Source organism: Paenibacillus baekrokdamisoli (genome assembly GCF_003945345.1).
Classification (GTDB): domain Bacteria; phylum Bacillota; class Bacilli; order Paenibacillales; family Paenibacillaceae; genus Paenibacillus_Z; species Paenibacillus_Z baekrokdamisoli.
On record NZ_AP019308.1, the window covers coordinates 1,825,605 to 1,846,113 of the forward strand.

At 44.6% G+C, this 20,509-nt stretch carries 19 protein-coding genes and 1 pseudogene; 6 read left to right on the top strand and 14 right to left on the bottom strand.

The features are described 5' to 3' along the window. Positions 1-33: 33 nt before the first annotated feature. The 5 genes and pseudogenes from EKN16_RS08005 to EKN16_RS32925 form a co-directional block, all read right to left on the bottom strand. Complete coding sequence (locus EKN16_RS08005) at positions 34-864, bottom strand: sugar phosphate isomerase/epimerase family protein (protein ID WP_125655236.1); 831 nt, start codon at positions 862-864, stop codon at positions 34-36. A 303-nt stretch (positions 865-1,167) separates the two neighbouring features. Then, complete coding sequence (locus tag EKN16_RS32140) at positions 1,168-1,329, bottom strand: hypothetical protein (protein ID WP_164522726.1); 162 nt, start codon at positions 1,327-1,329, stop codon at positions 1,168-1,170. A 31-nt stretch (positions 1,330-1,360) separates the two neighbouring features. After that, positions 1,361-2,113 carry a sugar phosphate isomerase/epimerase family protein gene (locus EKN16_RS08010; RefSeq protein WP_125655237.1) on the bottom strand — a complete coding sequence of 251 codons (753 nt, stop codon included), beginning with the start codon at positions 2,111-2,113 and terminating at the stop codon, positions 1,361-1,363. A 35-nt stretch (positions 2,114-2,148) separates the two neighbouring features. Further along, complete coding sequence (locus EKN16_RS08015) at positions 2,149-3,258, bottom strand: Gfo/Idh/MocA family protein (protein ID WP_125655238.1); 1,110 nt, start codon at positions 3,256-3,258, stop codon at positions 2,149-2,151. A 76-nt stretch (positions 3,259-3,334) separates the two neighbouring features. After that, positions 3,335-3,433: pseudogene (locus EKN16_RS32925) on the bottom strand (3-ketoacyl-ACP reductase); the annotation flags it as partial. Positions 3,434-3,605: 172 nt separating this feature from the next. On the opposite strand from EKN16_RS32925, the gene xerS reads away from it, so the two are divergent. Continuing rightward, the gene (xerS, locus tag EKN16_RS08025) at positions 3,606-4,682 is read left to right on the top strand and encodes a tyrosine recombinase XerS (RefSeq protein ID WP_125655239.1); all 1,077 of its coding nucleotides are present in this window, start codon (positions 3,606-3,608) and stop codon (positions 4,680-4,682) included. A 153-nt stretch (positions 4,683-4,835) separates the two neighbouring features. Here xerS and EKN16_RS08030 read toward each other — a convergent pair whose 3' ends face one another. Beyond that, complete coding sequence (locus tag EKN16_RS08030; protein WP_125655240.1) at positions 4,836-6,560, bottom strand: proline--tRNA ligase; 1,725 nt, start codon at positions 6,558-6,560, stop codon at positions 4,836-4,838. Positions 6,561-7,006: 446 nt separating this feature from the next. On the opposite strand from EKN16_RS08030, the gene EKN16_RS08035 reads away from it, so the two are divergent. Continuing rightward, positions 7,007-7,297, top strand: a complete 291-nt coding sequence (locus EKN16_RS08035; RefSeq protein WP_125655241.1) for a DUF3817 domain-containing protein — start codon at positions 7,007-7,009, stop codon at positions 7,295-7,297. Positions 7,298-7,573: 276 nt separating this feature from the next. Beyond that, positions 7,574-8,902 (top strand): TrkH family potassium uptake protein, encoded by a 1,329-nt coding sequence (locus EKN16_RS08040; RefSeq protein ID WP_164523094.1) that lies wholly within the window; start codon positions 7,574-7,576, stop codon positions 8,900-8,902. Between the two features lie 201 nt (positions 8,903-9,103). On the opposite strand, the gene EKN16_RS08045 is transcribed toward EKN16_RS08040, so the two are convergent. Then, positions 9,104-9,844, bottom strand: coding sequence for a methylenetetrahydrofolate reductase (locus EKN16_RS08045; protein ID WP_125655243.1), 741 nt, complete (start codon positions 9,842-9,844; stop codon positions 9,104-9,106). A gap of 50 nt (positions 9,845-9,894) precedes the next feature. Then, a complete protein-coding gene (locus EKN16_RS08050) occupies positions 9,895-10,896 on the bottom strand; it encodes a Gfo/Idh/MocA family protein (protein WP_125655245.1) in 1,002 nt (333 codons plus the stop codon). A gap of 282 nt (positions 10,897-11,178) precedes the next feature. Here EKN16_RS08050 and EKN16_RS08055 point away from each other — a divergent pair, with 282 nt between their 5' ends. Continuing rightward, positions 11,179-11,724: a glutathione peroxidase gene (locus EKN16_RS08055; RefSeq protein ID WP_125655247.1), complete on the top strand. Its 546-nt coding sequence runs from the start codon at positions 11,179-11,181 to the stop codon at positions 11,722-11,724. 123 nt (positions 11,725-11,847) lie between these two features. Here the strand turns inward: EKN16_RS08055 and EKN16_RS08060 are convergent, their stop codons facing one another. The 3 genes from EKN16_RS08060 to EKN16_RS08070 all read right to left on the bottom strand — a co-directional run bounded on the left by EKN16_RS08060 (position 11,848) and on the right by EKN16_RS08070 (position 15,298). Continuing rightward, positions 11,848-13,971 (bottom strand): serine hydrolase domain-containing protein, encoded by a 2,124-nt coding sequence (locus tag EKN16_RS08060; RefSeq protein WP_183530796.1) that lies wholly within the window; start codon positions 13,969-13,971, stop codon positions 11,848-11,850. A 210-nt stretch (positions 13,972-14,181) separates the two neighbouring features. Next, positions 14,182-14,661 (bottom strand): GNAT family N-acetyltransferase, encoded by a 480-nt coding sequence (locus EKN16_RS08065; protein ID WP_125655251.1) that lies wholly within the window; start codon positions 14,659-14,661, stop codon positions 14,182-14,184. A gap of 52 nt (positions 14,662-14,713) precedes the next feature. Further along, entirely contained in the window at positions 14,714-15,298 is a 585-nt protein-coding gene (locus tag EKN16_RS08070) for a GNAT family N-acetyltransferase (RefSeq protein WP_125655253.1), read from the bottom strand. Between the two features lie 413 nt (positions 15,299-15,711). On the opposite strand from EKN16_RS08070, the gene EKN16_RS08075 reads away from it, so the two are divergent. Together EKN16_RS08075 and EKN16_RS08080 are read left to right on the top strand one after the other, a co-directional pair. After that, complete coding sequence (locus tag EKN16_RS08075; RefSeq protein WP_125655255.1) at positions 15,712-16,176, top strand: GNAT family N-acetyltransferase; 465 nt, start codon at positions 15,712-15,714, stop codon at positions 16,174-16,176. A 241-nt stretch (positions 16,177-16,417) separates the two neighbouring features. Further along, a complete protein-coding gene (locus tag EKN16_RS08080; protein ID WP_125655257.1) occupies positions 16,418-17,278 on the top strand; it encodes an AraC family transcriptional regulator in 861 nt (286 codons plus the stop codon). Positions 17,279-17,405: 127 nt separating this feature from the next. On the opposite strand, the gene EKN16_RS08085 is transcribed toward EKN16_RS08080, so the two are convergent. The 3 genes from EKN16_RS08085 to EKN16_RS08095 are packed head-to-tail and all read right to left on the bottom strand — an operon-like array spanning position 17,406 to position 20,478. Next, positions 17,406-18,500, bottom strand: coding sequence for a zinc-dependent alcohol dehydrogenase (locus EKN16_RS08085; protein ID WP_125655259.1), 1,095 nt, complete (start codon positions 18,498-18,500; stop codon positions 17,406-17,408). An 18-nt stretch (positions 18,501-18,518) separates the two neighbouring features. Then, on the bottom strand, positions 18,519-19,277 hold the full coding sequence (locus EKN16_RS08090) for an N-acyl homoserine lactonase family protein (protein WP_125655261.1): 759 nt from the start codon (positions 19,275-19,277) through the stop codon (positions 18,519-18,521). 13 nt (positions 19,278-19,290) lie between these two features. Further along, the gene (locus tag EKN16_RS08095; protein ID WP_125655263.1) at positions 19,291-20,478 is read right to left on the bottom strand and encodes an enolase C-terminal domain-like protein; all 1,188 of its coding nucleotides are present in this window, start codon (positions 20,476-20,478) and stop codon (positions 19,291-19,293) included. Between the last annotated feature and the right edge of the window lie 31 nt (positions 20,479-20,509).

Consider the following 20,509-nt stretch of genomic DNA (forward strand, 5'->3'; position numbering starts at 1 on the left):
TTGCATTAATTAATTATTTAATGATCAATAGAGTCATGACTCCACCGAGTAAGTCTTTTTCATCGCTTCAAGGCCATGTCTTGCAATCTCTACAGCCGATTGCTCGCCATAGCTTTCCACAAACAATTCCAAAGATAAATAGCCGCGATAACCTGAATTGTAGAGCAGCTGAGCAAGCTTAGAAGATGGCGCTATGCCTTCACCTGGGAAGACGCGATCGCGATCTTCAATAACCTCTCTTGCAGGTGAAAAAGGATAATCATTCGCATGAACGATTCCAATTCGCTGTCCATTCAAGTAAGCTAAGCTTTCTACATTGCTGCCTCCCGTGTACATATGGAATGGATCAAGTAAAAGCTTAGCATCTTCGACGCCACTCTCTGCAGCGACGTACAGCGCCTCGCTAAGTCGTGACAGCTTCTTCGCCCTCCCCCAGAATTCAAGATAAGGCTCGATCCCGAGCTTACGACCCAGATTCGATAATTGAGCGTAATAAGAAGCCATCTCTTCAAGAGTAACGGCTTCAACATCACCGAACGGAGGTGCAGCAACTGCTAAACAACCCAATTCAACCAGCATTTCCATCTCTTTTTCAGCTTGAAGGAAGGCTTGTGCTCTTACTTCATCGTTTGCGTCAGACCACTTAAAGAAAGCAATTGCGTTGACAACCTGTATACCCGCATCGGCAAAATAACGCTTTAATTGCGCGATGGTACCGCCGTTATTGACATATTGCTCAATATCCTTTACCCATAACTCAATTCCTTCGTATCCAGCTTCTGCTGCGACTTGTACTTGGCCTTTAATATCCAGTTCATAGGGGAATAAAGTGGACACATTTAATGCTAGTTTGAATGGAAACATTCACTTGAACCTACTCTCTATTAACAGATTTAAACGGTACTTTTTATATTTAACCCTCTATAGTCCTTTGTAATACAAGATCCGATTAGGAGGATACAAGGAATCTCCCTCGTGGACCGGACATAAATCCATATCATCCGTATAGCCGACCGCATAAGCTACTTGTTTCACACTCTTCTCTTCATAAAGCAGCAATCGAACCGTTCAATTCCTCAAGTAAAGCCAGAAGCAAGGTACCGCCTCTTTGCTGTACCCGATCTGGGAGTGTATAAGCGATGGTAAGGATTTGCTTCATCATTCCTACTAAGAACTCATTCTCAATTGGCAGATAGGAAGGCCCGTCCGCTTGTAAACAAGCGTATACTGCTCATTACCTACATGATAGACCGTTCTCGTCCCATCTGGAAAATAGAGTAATTCATAGTCATTCAGCAGTCTAGGCCCAAGCCCTGTCCCTGCCTTCATAACGAAGTCTCCCACTACGCGAATGGAATTACTACTCTTTGATAGCTCCCATTTTCTTCAGGTTATTATAACTGATCGCAATGCTTTCTAGTGGAGATCTTCTGCTTTGGTCCTGTTCAACGACTAACCACTCGGTTCCGACTTTTTCTGCCGCTTGGAAGATATCCGCAAAGTTCAATATGCCTTCCCCAACTTCGGCAAAGAACTGCTCCTCACCAGGCTCCATATCTTTAATGTGCAGTAAAGGACATCGATCCTGAAGCTTACGAAGGTAAGCAGCTGGATCTAATCCAGCACGTTTCACCCAATAAGTATCCAGCTCCATCTTCACGAATGACGGATCGGTTTCGCGGAGTAGAATATCTAGGGCATATTCGCCATCAAACTGAGTAAATTCCCAGTTGTGATTGTGATAAAGGAAGGTAACGCCTTGCTTGGCACAATTCTCACCAATACGATTAAAGGCTTGAGCCGCTTCCAAAACAGCTTCACGGGAATCAAAATGATGCGATAGCGCAACGTACTTGCCGCCTACTTCATGCAAATAGTCTGTGATAGAATCCAGATCATTCGTCAGCTGCTCTAAAGAACAGTGAGTGCCAATAACCTGAAGACCTAACCGGGTCAAAAGCTCTTTTTGCTCAGCTACTGTCATGCCCTCTGGTGGAAGACCGAGCTCGATACCCGTATAACCTATTGCAGCAACCTTTTCTAAAGAACCTACATAGTCCTGACTCATTTCCTCACGTATCGTAAAAGGCTGTAAAGCAATTGGGAATTTCATTCTATCTTCATCCTCTCTTCTATTAAAAGTTTAGTTTACAGATCAAGACGATTATATTTTAAACCTAGAGGCAGCGGAGCTGGACGTTCACAGCCAGATTGAATCGTAACATGCCGCTCTGTTTCCGATGCTTCAAAAATGCTAAGCGACACATCCAGTACATGTCGTGCTAATTGACCACTTGCGCGGTTAGGCCTACCGGATTGAAGAGCATAGGCCATATCTGCAATTCCTAATCCACGACTATCGGTTGCAATCGGATGCGAATACGGGAATTCCTTCGTTTCTCCGTTTGACTGCTTAATGGCAATGGAACCACCAAAGAAATTCGGGTCCGGCACATAAAGAATGCCCTCTGTTCCATACACTTCAAGACGCGGCGAATAACCGAAGCTTTCTTTGGATGCTTGTAAGCTGACAACCGCTCCATTATGAAAATCAAGTGTGGCCGCTACATTCATAGGCGCTTCTACAGGAACCGTATCACCAAAGCGAGGTGACTTGTGATTCAGAATCTGTAATTCTCTTACTACCTGCTGTGCAGATCCTGTGACACGACGAACGGGTCCGAGCATAGCGATTAATGCCGTCAAATAATAGGGTCCCATATCTAATAAAGGATCTCCGCCTAGTCTCAGGAAGTTCTGAAAGTTCGGATGCATGCCGTCACTAGAGGTTCCCATAATGATAGTTCCACTTGCCGCATATGGTGTTCCAATCCAGCCATCATCTATGAGCTTGATGCAGGTTTGAATACCTGCGCCAAGGAAGGTATCCGGTGCACAACCAACTCGCAGTCCCTTAGAAGCAGCAAGTGCAAGCACCTCATCAGCATCGGGCAAGCTCAAAGCAAATGGTTTCTCTGTATAGACATGCTTTCCTGACTGAAGCGCTTTCAGATTAACTAAAGCATGAACTGCAGGAGCAGTTAGATTTACAACAATCTCAATCTCCGGATCAGCCAACAATTCGTCTACCGTGCATGCCTTTGGTATACCGAACTCATTCGCTCGCTTACTAGCTAGCTCTGGAAGGAGGTCGGCACAGGCAACCACTTCTAGGATATCAAACATTTCTGTGCAGTTTTTCAAGTAAATATGGCTGATTTGACCACAGCCAATGATTCCAATCTTAACTTTGCGCACTTTCACTCATCCTCCTTAGTAAGCTATAGGCTTGAGTTCATTATTACGCAATTGTTCAATGTTCTCAATGGAGAAGTCAGTCATCCGTACCCGTTACGAGGTTATTATCTGGAGAGGTCAGATACATGCAAGCACGAACAATATCACTTGGACGACCTACACGGCCTGCTGGATGCAATTCTATCGTCTATAGACAGCAAATATTTTGTTTTCGCAGATCCATTCACAAGATAAGAACGAATGTTCTTGTTCATTGTTTACAATGCCTTCAGGCTGTTTTAAAATAGAGAGAGATTCATAGATTTCAACCTATTGGCAAATCGAAATACCCGAGGTGAGATTCCCACTTGAACATTATTAAGATGAAAGATCGACAGGAGCTGGACCGCAAGACACCTTCCATGCCTTGGTACGTGGAGAAATTTATTAATTTCAAGCTGCCTGATCTATCTCCCTCCTCCCTGCTCGAATACATTCGTGACTATGATACTTTCTTCTCTTGGTTATTAGCAGAGGGCCTCGCACAGGGACCTGGCTTCCGTGAGATAACACTTGAGGAGCTTGAGAAGCTTCATATGGATAGCATAGATGCATTCAAAATGTTTCTTGCCACACGCCAGCTGAATACGAACAGCAAGACAACTATTTCCCGCAAGCTCTCTTCTCTTCGGTCTTTGTTTCATTATTTAAGCCAAATTGCCGAGGATGAGGAGTTCTATCCCTTACTTAAGCGGAATGTCATGGCCAAAGTATCCATTAAGCGAACACAGAAGCCCAAAGATACGGCAGCTAAGCTTGAAGGCAAGCTGCTTCAAGAGCAAGAGATCGAGGAGTTCATTCGATATATTCATGAGGATTATGGCAAAGATGTTGCAAAGAATAAGCAAGCACTATATGCCTATGAGATTAATCGTTTACGCGATACAAGCATTATTAGTCTCATTCTGAACTCTGGCCTTCGTGTATCAGAGGTGTTCAATATGAATGTCGACGATATCGATTTGAAAAAGAAGCTTTTGTATGTGTACCGTAAAGGTAAGAATGACGATACGTTCAAGACGCCCGTTTATTTCCGCCAGGAGGCTATGCTGGATCTCCAGCATTACTTATCCTTGCGAGATTCTCAGTACAAATCACCCAAGAGAGAGAAAGCCCTCTTCCTCGCTGTTGCTAATGGTAAGAAGGAAGGCTCTCGCATGACGAAGCGGGCTATTCAAGAAATGGTCATCAAATATGCGAAGAGATTCGGCAAGCCCTTTCTGTCCGTACATAAGCTGCGCCACTCATTCGCAACGGATTATTATTTGCGGAATGATCTTTACAAGACGCAAGAGCAGCTTGGTCACGCTTCACCAGAAACCACTCAAATTTACGCACATCTTACAGATAAAACCATGGCCGAGGCGATTGATCGGCAAATGTAGGATGGCAGCTTAATCGCCCAAAGCAGCAAAAAGAACCCTTGCCTTAGGTCATCTACCCGTCCGTGTTTACGTAAAAGGGTGTGACCTTAGGGTATTGGGTTCTTTCCGTGTAAGTTAGCGTCTGCTGCTGATCCAATTTCGATGAAGACTAGATTATTTTCCTAGCAAAACTTGAATATGTGCTGCAATTTCAGTAACAGCAATTCGCTCTGCTGGCTCCTTGCTTCGACGTTCTTTCAACTCCAGTAAACCTTCGCTTATCGCTTTTCCAACCACAATACGAATCGGAAGACCAATGAGATCTGCATCCTTTAATTTGACACCCATTCGCTCATCACGGTCATCAAGCAGCACACGAATGCCAGCTTCCTGTAACTGTTTATAAAGCTGCTCAGCTGCCTCGCTCTGCGCCTGATCTTGCATGGACACGGGTATTAGATGAACTTGGTAGGGGGCTATGGCAACAGGCCAAATCATTCCGTGCTCATCATGATGCTGTTCAATGATAGTCGCCATAAGGCGTGTAATCCCAATGCCATAACAACCCATAATCATATGCTGCTCTATACCACTCGAATCTACAAAGGTTGCCCCAAGCTTCTCACTATATTTGGTTCCAAGCTTGAAGACATGACCAAGCTCAATACCACGAACGGTCTTAAGTGTGCCCATAGAGCAGCATGGGCAATGCTCTCCCTCCAGAACATTCCGGTAATCGCCAGCAAGCGTAATCGTGAAATCTCGGCCAGGTACGACATGACGAATATGGTAATCCGTCTCGTTGGCACCAGTAATTCCTTCGCCCATTGCTGTAACTGCAAAGTCTACCAACAGCGGGATATTCAGAGATACTGGACCCGCAAAGCCAGTTGCAGCACCTGTTATACTCCGGACGGTCTCGGTATCTGCAAGTTCAATGTGGATGGCCTGTAATGCATTTTTCACCTTTGTTTCATTAATGGAGTGATCGCCTCTCACGAGTACAGCAACCGGTTTTCCATCAGCTATGAATATGACGGTCTTAATGAGATCGGAAGCTTCTATACCTAGTGAGTCCGTTAGCTCATTAATTGTTCTTAAATCTTGCGTGTAGAATCGTTCCATCTGGCCGACTGCTTGTGAGTGAGATGGTGTATGACCAGATTCCACTGAAGTGTTCACACTTGCTGCCTTTTCCAAATTAGCCGCATAATCACAGGTATTACATGTCACAATAATATCTTCACCTGATTCAGCAATAGCCATGAACTCGTGTGTTCCGCCTTCCCCGCCAATTGCGCCGCCATCGGCCTCCACTGCTCGAAAATTCAGCCCACAGCGCTGGAATATACGGTGATAAGCTGCATACATGGCGTCATAGATCCGATCAAGATCTTTCCAATCTGCTGAGAAAGAATAAGCATCCTTCATTAGAAACTCTCGGCATCGAAGCAAGCCCGAGCGAGGTCGCCGTTCATCTCGGAATTTGGTTTGTATCTGGAATAACGTGAGTGGAAGCTTCCGATAGGACTTTATTTCTTGCTCAATTAATGAAGTAATAACTTCTTCATGAGTCGGACCTAAAGCAAATTCACGTCCATGACGATCATGCAGGCGGATAAGCTCCTGACCATAGATCTCATATCTGCCAGATTGATGCCACAATTCAGCAGGCTGTAGAGCAGGAAGAAGCACTTCTTGCGCTCCTGCAAGCTCGATTTCATCACGGACAATCGTCTCAATATGTCTGATTACGATTCGGCCAAGCGGAAGTAACGAATAAATACCAGAGGAGAGCTGACGAATGAAGCCTCCTTTTACTAGCCATTGATGACTGATTGCTTCAGCATCTGCCGGAACTTCCCGAAGTGTTGGTACAAAAGCATTGGTCTGTTTCATTCGAATGATCCTCCCCACATAAAATAACGCGCACCCATCCCTGGTTAAGGGACGAGTGCGCGCTCGTGGTACCACCCAAAATTAATCACAAACCGACAATTGGATTGCATATAGCTGCAATCGTCCAATCGGTCTAGATTCTCTTGCTCGATAACGGGAGTTTTCCGGCTGCAGATACTCTGAGTTCCCTGCAGCAACTACAAGGTAGGAAGCATCAAAGATCGTAAGGAACCTCTCAGCCCACGGTTCCCTCTCTGAATACAGATCTTGTTAGACACTTATATCCTTGATAATGGTTTTTGTGTGAATATTATTTTATATAAAATACACGATTTCGTCATATAAGTCAACGCATTTCAGATGATTCGTCGCAACCATCCTCGAACAACACTCGTATTAGAAGAAGACAATACTCTAATCAAAAATAATGGAGGTCGCCGCCAATCATGCTCAAAACAGCACTTGGTCGTTTTAGATTCATTGGAAATATGGAAGGTACATCTTATTTGGTTCTTCTCTTAATCGCTATGCCACTCAAATACTGGGCAGATATGCCGATTGCGGTCCAAATTGTGGGTGCCATTCACGGATTGCTGTTCACCTTATATCTCATCGCTCTTCTACAAGTATGGATTGTGAAACGTTGGTCCTTCTTGCGTGTTGTCATTGCGTTCCTTGCAGCCTTCGTTCCAATTGGTACTTATATATTGGATGCCAAGCTTCGCAAGGAAACCTAGTTCTTTCAATTCAACGCACTCTGCAATCGCCAGTTCATTCACTCCATCTTGACTATTCTAGGCTCTTAGAGAATAGTCTTTTTTAATTCAACATATCATCCAACACCCATTCTAGCAGCAACAATTGGTGAAGCGAATAAGGAATAACGTTCATCCTTACAGAAGTGGTTATATACTTTTCAGCTACTAATCTCACTCTTAATGGGTTATGCTAATCGATAGTATAGATTCACAGGAGGCTGTTTCATCTTGAAGCTCGATAACCCTAAGAAGCGGATGAGCTCCGTTCAGCTCATCGTCACCTTATATTTCATTTGCGTTGCGGTCTCATCCGTCTTATTGTATTTGCCTTTCTTCCACAAACCTGGTGTTTCCCTATCCTTTATGAATGCTGTGTTCACGGCAGCCAGCGCAATTAGTGTAACGGGACTTTCGGTTATTTCCATCGACGATATTTTTAATAACTGGGGAATTGTGCTGCTTATTATTCTATTCCAAATCGGTGGAATCGGCATTATGACGATGGGAACTATGGTCTGGTTATTATTCGGGCAGAAGATCGGTCTGGAGCAGCGCATTCGAATTGCTGCCGATCATAACCGTTCCAAGCTGTCCGGGCTGGTCGCTCTTATGCGAGATATTATTGTTTTGTCACTCGTTATTGAGCTCATTGGTGCTGTGTTACTGGGGAGCCATCTTCTTATCTCTGGTTATGAGACAAAGTGGTATGTGGCTTATTTTCACGGAATATTCGCTTCGGTGAGTGCTTTCACCAACGCAGGCTTCGATGTATATGGGAATTCCTTAATGAATTTCGCGAGCGATTATTTCTACCAGGCTGTTACGATGGTATTAATTATTTGCGGCGCCATTGGGTTCCCCGTATTAATTGAAGTTAGAACGGCCCTCTCACAGCGGAAGCTTAGAAAATATAAATTCTCGTTATTCACCAAAATCACAACATTCACGTTCGCTATTCTCATTGTATCGGGAACGTTGTTCATATTCTTATTCGAGCAAGAAGGTGTATTGAAAGGGAGAAGCTGGCACGAAGCACTCTTCATCGCATTATTCCATTCTGTTTCCTCGCGCAGTGGAGGACTCGCGACGATTGATATTGGGCAATTCTCCGCCCCTTCTCTGACGATGCTTGCAGGTATGATGTTCATTGGTGCATCACCAAGCAGCGTAGGCGGCGGAATACGGACGACGACGATCTTTGTTATGGTCGCTTCCGTTGTCTCCATTATGCGTGGACAAAAGAGCATACTTGTGTTTAACCGGGAGCTTATAGATGAGGATGTTAGAAGAGCATATATTGTATTTTTCACTGCAATCGCATTAATTTTCACTTGTATGCTTGTATTGGTTTGGGTGGAGAACCGTCCATTTGAACATTTGCTATTCGAGCTCTGTTCGGCCTTCGGAACCACCGGCCTGTCTACGGGCATAACTGCAAGTTTAAGTGCCACAAGCAAAATCATTCTCATTCTTACCATGTTCATCGGTCGAATTGGCATTATGAACCTTCTTCTGTTTCTAAAGAAAGGGAATCAAGATGCACGTCTTCACTATCCGAAGGAACAAGTCATGATTGGTCAATAAAGTGAGTTAGTTGGGTTGATAGATATATCACATCGTACCTTTACACTTCAGGGATTTGCTTTCTTTTATAGCCGGTTGCTCTATGATCACGCCTCTGCTCGCAAAAATATCCATAGATAGGATAAACAGCAGCGAGGTGAATAGCGCAACCGCTACAAATCCGCCCTATATGGTTTACATATATTTAATTATGTAAACCATTCATTTGAAAACCCCGTTTAAATAAGCTTCCAGATTCACTCGAATCGGCATGAAATACATATTGGTGCCAGTCGCCCTACTGAAGTTCAATACTTCCCGAGCAAAATCAATATTCCATTCCAGCGTTGGCTCGAACCGTTTGGGGAAGATCGCATGATTCTTCGTTTCCCAATAATTACGTGATTTTTGACTGATAACAGGCGATACTCCCCAGAATACATCTTCATTTCCGAGCAGCTCATAATACACTTCCATTAGTCTCAAGTCGAAGAAAGGCTGCGTAAAGAATCCATCTGCACCTGCGTCAAGCTTGCGCTGAATGTATTCGTGCTCCTCCTTGAAGTTGTTTCGATAAGGATCGATTGCACTGTATACTTTGATATGCGGGCATTCTTGTTTGATTATTCGAATGAAGTCCACACTAGTTGTCGGATATACGTTACGATTCATATCCTGTGGCAGATCGCCTGTTACAGCTAGCACTTGCGTAATGTTATTCGCATTCAAATAATCCAGCAAACCTAAATTCTCCTTGAGATTAAAATCAATCGCTCGGATGTGAGGAATACAATTCTCATAATACGGTAAAGTTCGAACGGCTCCCTCCCAGCTGCGAATGCTGAATCGTAGCAGATCCGGAATATTGATGGTATTCACTTCCGAGAAGCTGGATTGAATAAGCTGTAATTCATGATCTAATTGCTCGATATCTCGAGGGATAAGCTCAACGGATATTTTCAAAAACCTGCACGTCCATTCCTTGGTTTTGCCTACTTATCTTCGGCTAGCTCTCATTGAAGATGGTTTGTTATTGTATCTGCAGGGTATACAAGTTTCTGCTGTTTACGCGCTTCATCCAAAATCCCCATAACGATAAGCGAGTTTGCATGCGAGTTAATTGGTGACTCTTTCTTCGCGGTGCGAATCATATCGATAAATACTTGGGTTTCATAATACATGGTAGGTCGATCAGCGGGTCGCGATATATCCTCCACACGTCCATCTCGATAACGGATCTCGATCTTCTGGGGATCGCTTATACTGTCGATGATTATGCTGCCATCTTCACCTTGAATTTCTGAAGGTATAGCTGAATTAGAAATTTTCGAATACATAATTACGGCTTCCATATCCGGGTATTGAGCAATCAGACTACCCTGACCGTCCACACCAGAATCAAGCAGCCATCCATTTGCTTTCATTGCGATGGGTTGTCCAAAGAGCACCACAAGCGGATAAATACAGTAAACGCCGAGATCCATTAAAGCGCCATTCGAATACGCAGGATTAAATGCATTCAGCACCTGCCCTGCTTTATAAGCGTCATACCTGGATGAATACTGACAATAGCTTGCAAAATACCGACGCACTTTACCAATCGCCGGCAGATTTTCCATCACGGATTGAAAGCTAGGCAGCAATGTACTCTTCATCGCTTCCATGAAAACAACCTGATGCTCAGCAGCCGCATCGATCATAAGCTGCAGCTCTCTCGTATTCGAAGCCGCTGGCTTCTCGCAGAGAACATGCTTGCCATGACTCATACACAGCACAGCATGCGCTGCATGAAGGGAATTAGGAGAGGCAATATACACGGCATCCAGCTCACTGCTGCTTGCCATTTTGTCCAAATCTGTGAAGGTATGTGCAATGTCATGCTTAGCTGCAAAGGCATCGGCTGTCTCCTGCGACCGTGAGTAAACAGCGGTTAACTCAAAACCGTCTGCCTCTCTTGCCGCTAGAATAAACCTCTCTGTTATCCAGTTTGTTCCTATAATGCCGAATCGAATCATGTTATACTCCCTTCGTTTTCCCTTGTTTGCTTACCCTATTTCAAACTATCGCTTATAGTAGTCCATATTATCAATAAAACTACGAAATAGACAATAATAAAAGCCGCGAATCGAAGCTGTAATCAACATTTATCCAATAGCAAGCAACATTTTCTCAATAGCAAGCAACACTTACCACGTATATTAAATTTACCTATGAAGATTATTTTATTTATATATTAGACCAATAGAACTTTTGGTTATATGATGTATCAAACCATACAACGGAGGAGGAACTGTAACATGTCCATTTATGAGTTTCAAGCGACCACAATAAACGGAACACCGATTGAACTGTCAGCCTACCGAGGACAAGTTCTCTTAATTATCAACACCGCCAGCAAATGCAGCTATTCTCGTCAATTCGCTGATCTGCAGAGCCTTTACGAAAGTCACCGTGAACAGGGATTTGAAATTCTTGGTTTTCCCTGCAACCAATTCAACCAGAAAGAACCAGGGAGCAACACAGAAGTGCAAGCATTTTGCGAGATCGACTACGGAGTGACGTTCCCACTGTTTGAGAAAATAGATGTAAGAGGATCTTCGGCTCATCCCTTATTTCAGTATCTGACGCAGCAATCACCATTCCAAGGCTTCGACACTCAGACCGTAGGCGGGCAAACGATGCAGGACTTTTTGCAGGAAAAGTATCCGGAGATATACGCTGGTGACGGGGTTAAGTGGAATTTCTCCAAGTTTCTTATCGATCGCAATGGCCTTGTGAAAGCAAGATTCGAAACGCCAACAGAACCGCATGAACTAGAGCCTGCTATTGACTTGCTGCTTTAAGGGGATTGGAAGTGTAAACTATTCCTTCATAACAACAGCGGCAGTCCAGAACATCTTTCATGTTCTAGTCTGCCGCTGTGTCTTTTACTCAGGTCATTTAATTCTTAACCTAATCACTATTTATTAATCTTGTTGAGGAAGCAATAACAGATATTGCAGCGCGGCCAGCTCTTGCTTGTTGAGCTCACGTTTGGAAGCGAAATCAGTTACACCGTTCGTTACCGTAACTTCCGGTCCATAAAGTTTGAGGTTCAGCATGGTATTAACGGCTGAAATCGCCCAGCTATCTGTTCCAGGTGCCAGTTTATGTGTGATTGGTGAAGGTTGTTGACCGCTAATGACCAGAAGTCGTTCCACAATGACAGCCGCTTCCTCACGCAGAATCGGCCGTTCTGGCTCGAACTTCCCACTTCCTGTTCCCGTTAATATGCCAAACTCCTTCGCTGCTTGAATTTCAGCTGCATAAGGAGAGCTATCAATGTCTACGAATTCTGAAGGATTCGCAGAGGATGGAACGTTAAGCTCCGTGAATAAAGCATGGATAAATGTACCACGACTAACCGTATCTGTTGGTTTGAAAGGCTTTGTCGGGTCATCGGCAAAAAGACCAAGCGATTGATTACTCAGAATATAAGCCGCATAAGGATGATCAGCGGTGATATCCGGGAAGCCAAGTGCTGCTGGTTTTTTGGCCGAATAGCTAACTGGATTACTATATTTGAGATAATTTACTTTTCCTTGTGGATCTAGTCCGAATGCAAGAAGCTTACTCTTCTCATCTACAAACAGCAGCTTGCCCACCTGAGTCAGCTCTTGTTGGCCATTCACTGCATCAAATACTGTAAGCTTACCTTTACCAGAAGCTGTTACTTTCGTTATAAAGGTCGATGACCTTAGATCCGAATATAAGCCTTCAAAGCTGCGCAGCTCTTCTTGTGTTTGTTGTTGGAATCCCGGTTCCCCTACTGTAGTGGATTGACCGGCATAATAATGATCCATGAAAGCGCCGAATAGATCATCTCTTAGATCCCCGTTGGTATTATAGGTAACGAATATACCTGTCTTACTATCTGGCAAAAACCAGACTATTGAACTGAATCCAAGTATATCGCCGCCCTTAGCAATAGTGAACTGCCCATTGACCTTGGAAGGCAAAAAAGGAGCTTCGAAGCCGTAAGTCGTATCGGGAACAGCAGCATTAATCGACATATGATAGGTCGACATGGCTTTTACAGAATCAGCCGATAAGATCACCGTTCCATCCGCTGCTTTACCGCCATTCAGGAAGGCATTCATGTATCGTGCCATATCACTGGAAGTCGTAATCACTCCGCCCTCAGGAAGCGGGCTTGGTGACAACTCGTAGAAGGGATTAGCTGCACCGGTTGGACCATACGTGGCTGCTAGCCTTATTACCAGATCATCCGTTTGGGTAAAGCTTGATGAGGTCATTCCTAATGGCTTAAACACATGCTTCGTCACATAATCACTGAAGCTCTCTCCACTAACCTTCTCTACTATGTAGCCCTGCAGCCTTGAAGCAAAGTTATCATACATATAGGATGTGCCAGGTTCCCTCACGACAGAGGGGAAATTGTTGAAGGTTGCTTCCTTTAAGCTCATTGGCTTGGTTTTAGAATCAAAAAGGAAATTGCTTGCATCTGGATCGCGAACTTCAAAGCCAGTTGTGTGGGTCAACAGCATAGCGATGGTTACCGGTTTGTTGAAGGGATTCTTTACCTTATACCCATCTAAGAACTTCTCGATATTGTCTTGAAGGGATAGCTTGCCTTGATCCACAAGCTGCATAATGGCTGTTGCCGTGAATATTTTGGAGACTGAAGCAATACGGAAGGTCGTTTTGTCTGGATCAACAGGTGCTTTGGAGACTTGATCCACCACACCATATCCTTTGGTAGCGAGCACCTGTCCGTCCCTTACAACGGCAACGGATACAGCTCCTGCTTTTCTTTTTATCGCATCATTAGCAAAGAAACGATCGAGAAATTGTGTTACTTCCTGTGCATCTTTAGGGCCATCGGATCTTGGAGCAAGTGTAGTCTGTGTGTCTGCGTATGTCGTTGGTACCGTTGCTGCAGCGGCCGTTAAGGCTTTGCTCGGCAAAGATTGGCTAGTCAGATTAACCCGCTCTGCAAAAGCTAATGAACCAGTCTGTACACTAAGGCTTAATACAATAGCAAAAGCTAACTTCGTTGTCATGCGTAGTCGAGTACGATGGGATTTCAATGATAGTCCTCCTTGATCGGAATTATGGGGTTATTTACCATATCCATCGTACCGATAATCTGGCTTGCTGGTAACTAGACCTTAGGCTGGTTTTTGCTATGGCATCTAGCTGTCACTATTTCGATTCAACAGGAATTTCATCAATTGGGTTGTGGAAGCTTTAACGACAAAAAGACACCCTGCGGTGTCTAACATTCATATCTATGGGTGTCATGAAATTGTGACCCGTTTACTACTTTCAAGTTCATATACCTTCGTCTGGGTACCATCAAATAAATAAGTATGACCTTTAGCTATCCATTCATTTCGTTCATAATAACCATCCAGATCAGTGCTTAAATAGAGCGCGGGATATCCGGCGATTCTGGCTTGATCCTTTGCATGATTCTGTAATTGAGTGCCAAGCTTCCGTCCTCTTAACTCCGGCGATACATACAAACAAGCGAACCAAGGCTCAAGATCCTGACGACTATTCAAGTCACTTCTTAATAAGGCATAGCTGCCAACTATCTTACTATCTTCCATCGCAACATAGAATCGTGGAAGGTTATTATCGGTCTGACAAGAATGCTCCATACAATCTCTATAAAAGTGATAGTTACTCTCGCTCCCCCACTGCTTCCAGAAGTAATCCACTATTTCGTCCAGTCTAGCCTTCTGCTCTCGTATATCATAAATTTCGATATTCATTCCCATCAACTCCAATCTACTCAATCTAGAAATGAAAGGTGCGAAACAGAACTTAAAACTCCACACCCCGAACCTTAGCAAATATTAGTGTATCTCGTAAGAAACCATTCACATCGCATTTCTCATGGCGCAACATGCCTTCCTTCGTAAAACCTAGGCGTTCAGCGACTCTGGCACTCCGTTCATTCCGTGAATCACATCTAATTTCGATTCGATTCGCTTGCAATTCATGGATAACAAACTGCGTTATTCTCTCAACCGCTTCTGTAATGAAGCCTTGTCCACGATAGGAGGTACGAACCCAGTAGCCAATCTCGAACTTCCTAGCTTGCCAATCGATTCGATGCAGACCGCTGCCCCCAATGATTTGACTTGTTTTCTTTTCTATAAGATAGAGCATTAAATCAGAGCCTTCCATATATCGGATGCGCCCTTGTCGTGTCACGATTTCTGATTCTTCAATCGTTGGAATTTGTTGCGCCCAAGGCATCCATGGACGCAGTTCCTCTATACTTTCTTTGACAGCTTCATTAACTCGGAACCCATCCCCTTGTATGGGTGCACGAATAGTTAATCGATTGCTTTCGAAACTGTCAGGAATGGATAATAATAGCGGGTTCGTATTCTCTAGCTTCATAGTCATCCCTCCAACAGAATAATGCCCCTTCATTTAAGCTCAACACTAATATAAGTGCTTGATAAATTCGAAAACTTGTGCTTAGAAATCCGCTTTGCTGCCGGATCATTCTTACGATCGCTGTTGTCTCCCTATTTCTTGATTCTATCCCTTAGGGGTAGAAATAAGGAGACAAAGGCGAACGCTATCGCTTCTTCAGAACGATTCCGTCCGCTTCGCTTTGTTTATGGTTTATAACCTTTATTTAATAGCATTAATTAAAGAGCGTTGCTATACTTTTCCTTGTAATAATACTCTATATTTCCTTTAACACTCAACCATTCTTTGTCTTCATTGACTTGGAATATTTAGCTTATCAATCAGATAGTGTTTATAGTAGGGATATAAAACCATATGTCGGGGGGTGCTAACTCATGAAAGTATGCACCGTTTCATTAGAGGATGCCATTCAGATCACGAGATGGAAATATTCAGGTAAGTATTCGTTTTACGATTATGACGACAGTCCAGAGAGCATTAAAGAATTAATGGATGGTACCTATTTCTCGTTAAAGCGAGAACATAATGAATTGATTGGCTTTTGCTGCTTCGGTTCCAATGCGCAAGTTCCAGGTGGACGACAGTTTAACTTGTACCATGAGGATCAAATGCTCGATCTCGGTCTAGGTATGAGACCTGATCTTACAGGAAGAGGCATGGGTATGCTCTTCTTAACAACTTGTATGAATTATGCGAGTGAAACCTTTCCTTCTCATAGACTTCGTTTAAGCGTTGCGACATTCAATAAGAGAGCAATCGCTCTTTATACAAATGCCGGGTTTAAGCCATTGACGTCATTCGATAATAAGGGAACAGAGTTTCTAATTATGACTAGATAATCATCTTCAGCGTGATGCGGCGCCGGTGAAACAGCTATTTGAATACAATGGACGGAATTGCTAGTATATCCATTCATTAAGAAACTGCCGCTTCAATGGCTCGGTTCTCCGTGCTGTTGCTTAGCGGCTTATTATTTGTATAATGGTTTCTAACAACCGAAGCTCGTGCACAAATAGCACGCAATGACAGGATTGGCTGCCAAGTTGATGATAAGATATCAACAAAGGGAGGTGATGCGGTATGGACTGGTTCACTCGGATGAAGAACGCTCTTGAACTCATGGAGGAGAATTTGGAAGAACAGCTGGATATTACTGAAATTGCAAAAGCAGCCTATTCCTCCCCCTTTCATTTTCAACGGATGTTCCATATGTTAACTGGAATGACGGTGGCTGAATATAGTCGGAAACGCAAACTAACATTAGCTGCTCAAGAATTGGCAATATCAACAGCTAAAGTAGTGGATGTTGCTTTCAAATATGGCTATGACTCTCCTGAATCCTTCTCCAAAGCATTTCGGAAGATCCATGGTGTAACGCCATCAGAAGCCCGTAATCCGGAGGTTAGCCTTAAGGCCTTTCCCCGCATTTCCTTCCAGCTATCACTGAAGGGAGATTTGGATATGGATTATAGAATCATTGAGAAAGATGCGTTCCCGGTAATTGGTAAGTCTATTCAAGTTTCGACAAAGGCTGGAGAAAATTTCAGACGAATCCCTGAATTTTGGAGGCAATGTCACGAAGATGGTACAGCTCAGAAGCTCTGTTCAATAGGTGCAGACGAGGATATCCTTGGCATTTGTATGGACATGGAGCATAGCAATGAAGAATTTACTTATTTGATTGCAGTAAAGTCTCACTCAGAGGCAACGGCTGATGAGTTTGTCTCCAAGGTCATTCCCGCTTCGTCCTGGGCCGTGTTCACCTCTATAGGACCAATGCCTGGAGCCATTCAGAACATATGGCAAAGAGTTTTTCAAGAGTGGTTTCCCGCTACTGGCTATGAACATTCCGGTGGACCCGATCTTGAAGTATATCCTCCCGGTGATCCGACAACGGAAGACTATCGGTGTGAAGTATGGGTACCTATTGTGAAGAAATAGAGAATAAGCCGACTGCCCTATGCAGCCGGCTTTCCTTATTGGCCCTTCTAATCCATTCCCTTCAGACGATCGGCAAGGACGCGCATCAAACTTCGCAGCACATCCATATTCTGAAAGCAGCAAGCCGTTAGCTGGAAGTCCCTTTGCTCCGTTCCATACAATTCCATCCAGAAAGCCCTTGGTTTTTCCTCGCCATTCCGGTGGAATCAGAAGGATGCAGCAATATTTTGCCTACCCCGCTTTTCCCTGATGTTAATTCCGCAAAGGAACTCGGACCTTCTTCCAGTGAACGGATCACACTCCAGCCATGCTCGCTCACTCTTCCATCTGTCAGCAGTTGAAGAGAATCGATGAAGTCCTGTTCAGAATAACAAAAAGACCCTTTGATCTCGATTTCCGAACGAATCAGATGATTCACAGGAAGATTCGTACCATCGATGCCAATTCCAATGTTCATAATGGTTCCGCCGGGTTCAACGAGTTTGATGGCGAGTTCTCTTGTACTTTGCAGACCAACCGCATCAATAATAACATCAATATTGCCCGCCAGTCCTTGTAGATGGTCAATCAGATTGGGCGTCCCACTATGAAAGACATCGTCGAATGAGAACTTCTTAGCCGTTGCTATCCGCTCCTCATTCACATCCAATAAATAGATTTTACCAGCACCCAAGATTCTTGCAACGAATCCAGAGAGCAATCCGATGGAACCCGCGCCAATAACCACAACATGAGGTGAATCATGCCTCTCCATCGCTCTTCGAGTTGCGCGCAAGGAGCAGGCAAGCGGCTCGGTTAGAGCAGCCGTCTCGAAGGATAGATGATCCTCGATCGGATACACATTGGAATCAGGCGCCGTAACATATTCCGCATAACCGCCTGGCCGATGGATACCAATGATTTGACGAGTCTTGCATAAGCTGTGCGAGCCACGTTTGCATTGCAAGCAGTCACCACAGGTGATTAATGGATTAACGACAACCCGCTTCCCCACTTGAAGATTCGTCACTTCACTTCCTACAGCTGCAATAATGCCAGCGAATTCATGCCCCATCTGAAGCGGAGGAACACGCAGGCTGTTATGTCCAAGGTAGCCCTCTAGATCAGAACCGCAGATCCCCACTGTCTCTACCTTAATCAGCACCTCGGTAGGTCCAAGCTCAGGTATTTCTTTATCCAAAATATTCATCATGTTCGGTCCAGTCCACACCATCGCTCGCATACCAACACTCCTACTCTCTTAATTGATTTTACCTTCTGGATAGCGCGTCATAATCTCCTTGTCATGTCCGGGCAGCAGTACATCTCCCGCCGCCTTCAGGCGTCTCAGCGCTTCCACAGATTCGTATACGTTCACGCCATAACCAATTGGATGATCCTCTTCCAAATTATCGTACAAATAGGCCACATCCCCAGTAAGCACAACGCGGCCAATATCCGTCGCAATCTGAACGGCTTGGGAGCAAGCGGTATGCCCTCCTGTCCAGATTACGCGAATGCCTGGAGCAACCTCTTCTTCTTTGCCGACCAGTCGAAGCTTACTTTGCATGTTCTCAACCATATAGTCCAGCACATCGTGAGGAAACTGATCAAACACCTTATGGATGGGATGTCTCGCCGCTTCCCAGCCTTCTTTATTCACGACGATCTCAGCATGCGTAAATAACGGGATATTGGCGATATGATCGTAATGAAGATGCGTTAATATAACGATATCGATCTGCTCGGGTTTAAGCCCATGGTTTTCCAGCTGACTCAGCGTATCTTCACCAGGCCCTACTGGGAAACCCGCTTCACTGCCTTTGGCGCTTTCCTTCAACTGGTTCGGATAGCTGCCGCCCATACCAGTATCCACCAGTATCGTTTTCCCTTCGCCCTGGATCAGCCAAAAGTAGCAATTCACATCCCGTGTTCGATTGAAACCTTTCATGAAAAGAAAGACGGGCTCGGGCGCTGTATGTGAGGCGGTTTTCAAACATTGAATGCGGTAATACGTCATCTCTTAAAGCCTCCTAGACTTCATATAAATAGTCATGGGCATTCTCACGCAGCTCAATTCCGGCACCTATACCTGTCGGGAGCGAGAACCAGCCGGATTGCGGCAATTCAACTCCTGTAAAAATGTTATCGTAATTATCCACATCTGCTCCATGGATGTAAGCAAATTCAGCATAGGGTATATTGATTTCCGCAAAAATATAATGAAGAGCCCAAGGCTGTAAGCCTCCTGCGTGCGGAATCACTGGGATATGCTGCGCTGACGCCAATGCACAGATTTTGCGAACCTCGGATATGCCGCCACACCAGCAAATATCCGGCTGCAGAATTTCTGCAGCCCGCGCATCCAACAGCTGTTGAAATCCAAAGCGGGTATATTCATGCTCACCAGTCGCGATCGCAGATGACGTTACTTTACGATTAATGATTCCATAACCCACATAATCATCAGGCGGAAGAGATTCCTCAATCCATTTCACCCGGTAAGGAGCCACTAGCTCAGCCATCCGGATCGTATATTCCACGTTCCAGGCCATGAAGCAATCGAGCATAATTTCCTTGTCTGGGCCAAGCGTTTCTCTTGCCTTGCGCACTAGCTCGACGTTTTTGTCCATGCCTTCTTTCCCGGAGACGGGTCCATACGGCATGGCAAGCTTTTGCCCCAAAAAGCCGCGCTCCTTCGTCTTCTCGAAATCATTCCCGGTTACATATGCCTGCACTTTATCTTTAACAGCCCCACCTAGTGTCTGATAGAGCGGTTCGTTTCTCGCCTTTGCAATCAAATCCCACAACGCCAGATCAACAGCAGAGATTGCCATAATCGGAGAACCTTTCCGTCCGTAAGTTAGCGATGAGCGAAACATAATATCCCAAAGCTTCTCAACCTGTCTTGGATCCTTTCCGATCAACAAGCCGCTAAGATGATCCTTGATAATAACTGCACTCGCGCGGCCGCCCGCACTCTCGCCGAGGCCGGTCACACCCGTATCCGTCTCTATCTGTACAATTGTCCTTCCGCCCATTCCCGTCCAGAGCGACCGTCGATCGAAGTATTCAGGATAAATTGACATTGGATTAGCAATGACCGTTTCGGATAACCAAGAGCCCTTGTTCGGCTTCGCTGGCTCAAGATCCTGAGCTTGACTTTGAATTGTATTCTTCTGCGGACCTGTGACATACACGTTGATACGAGTGATTTTCATATGAACGCCTCATTCCAATGGATTTGGTGAA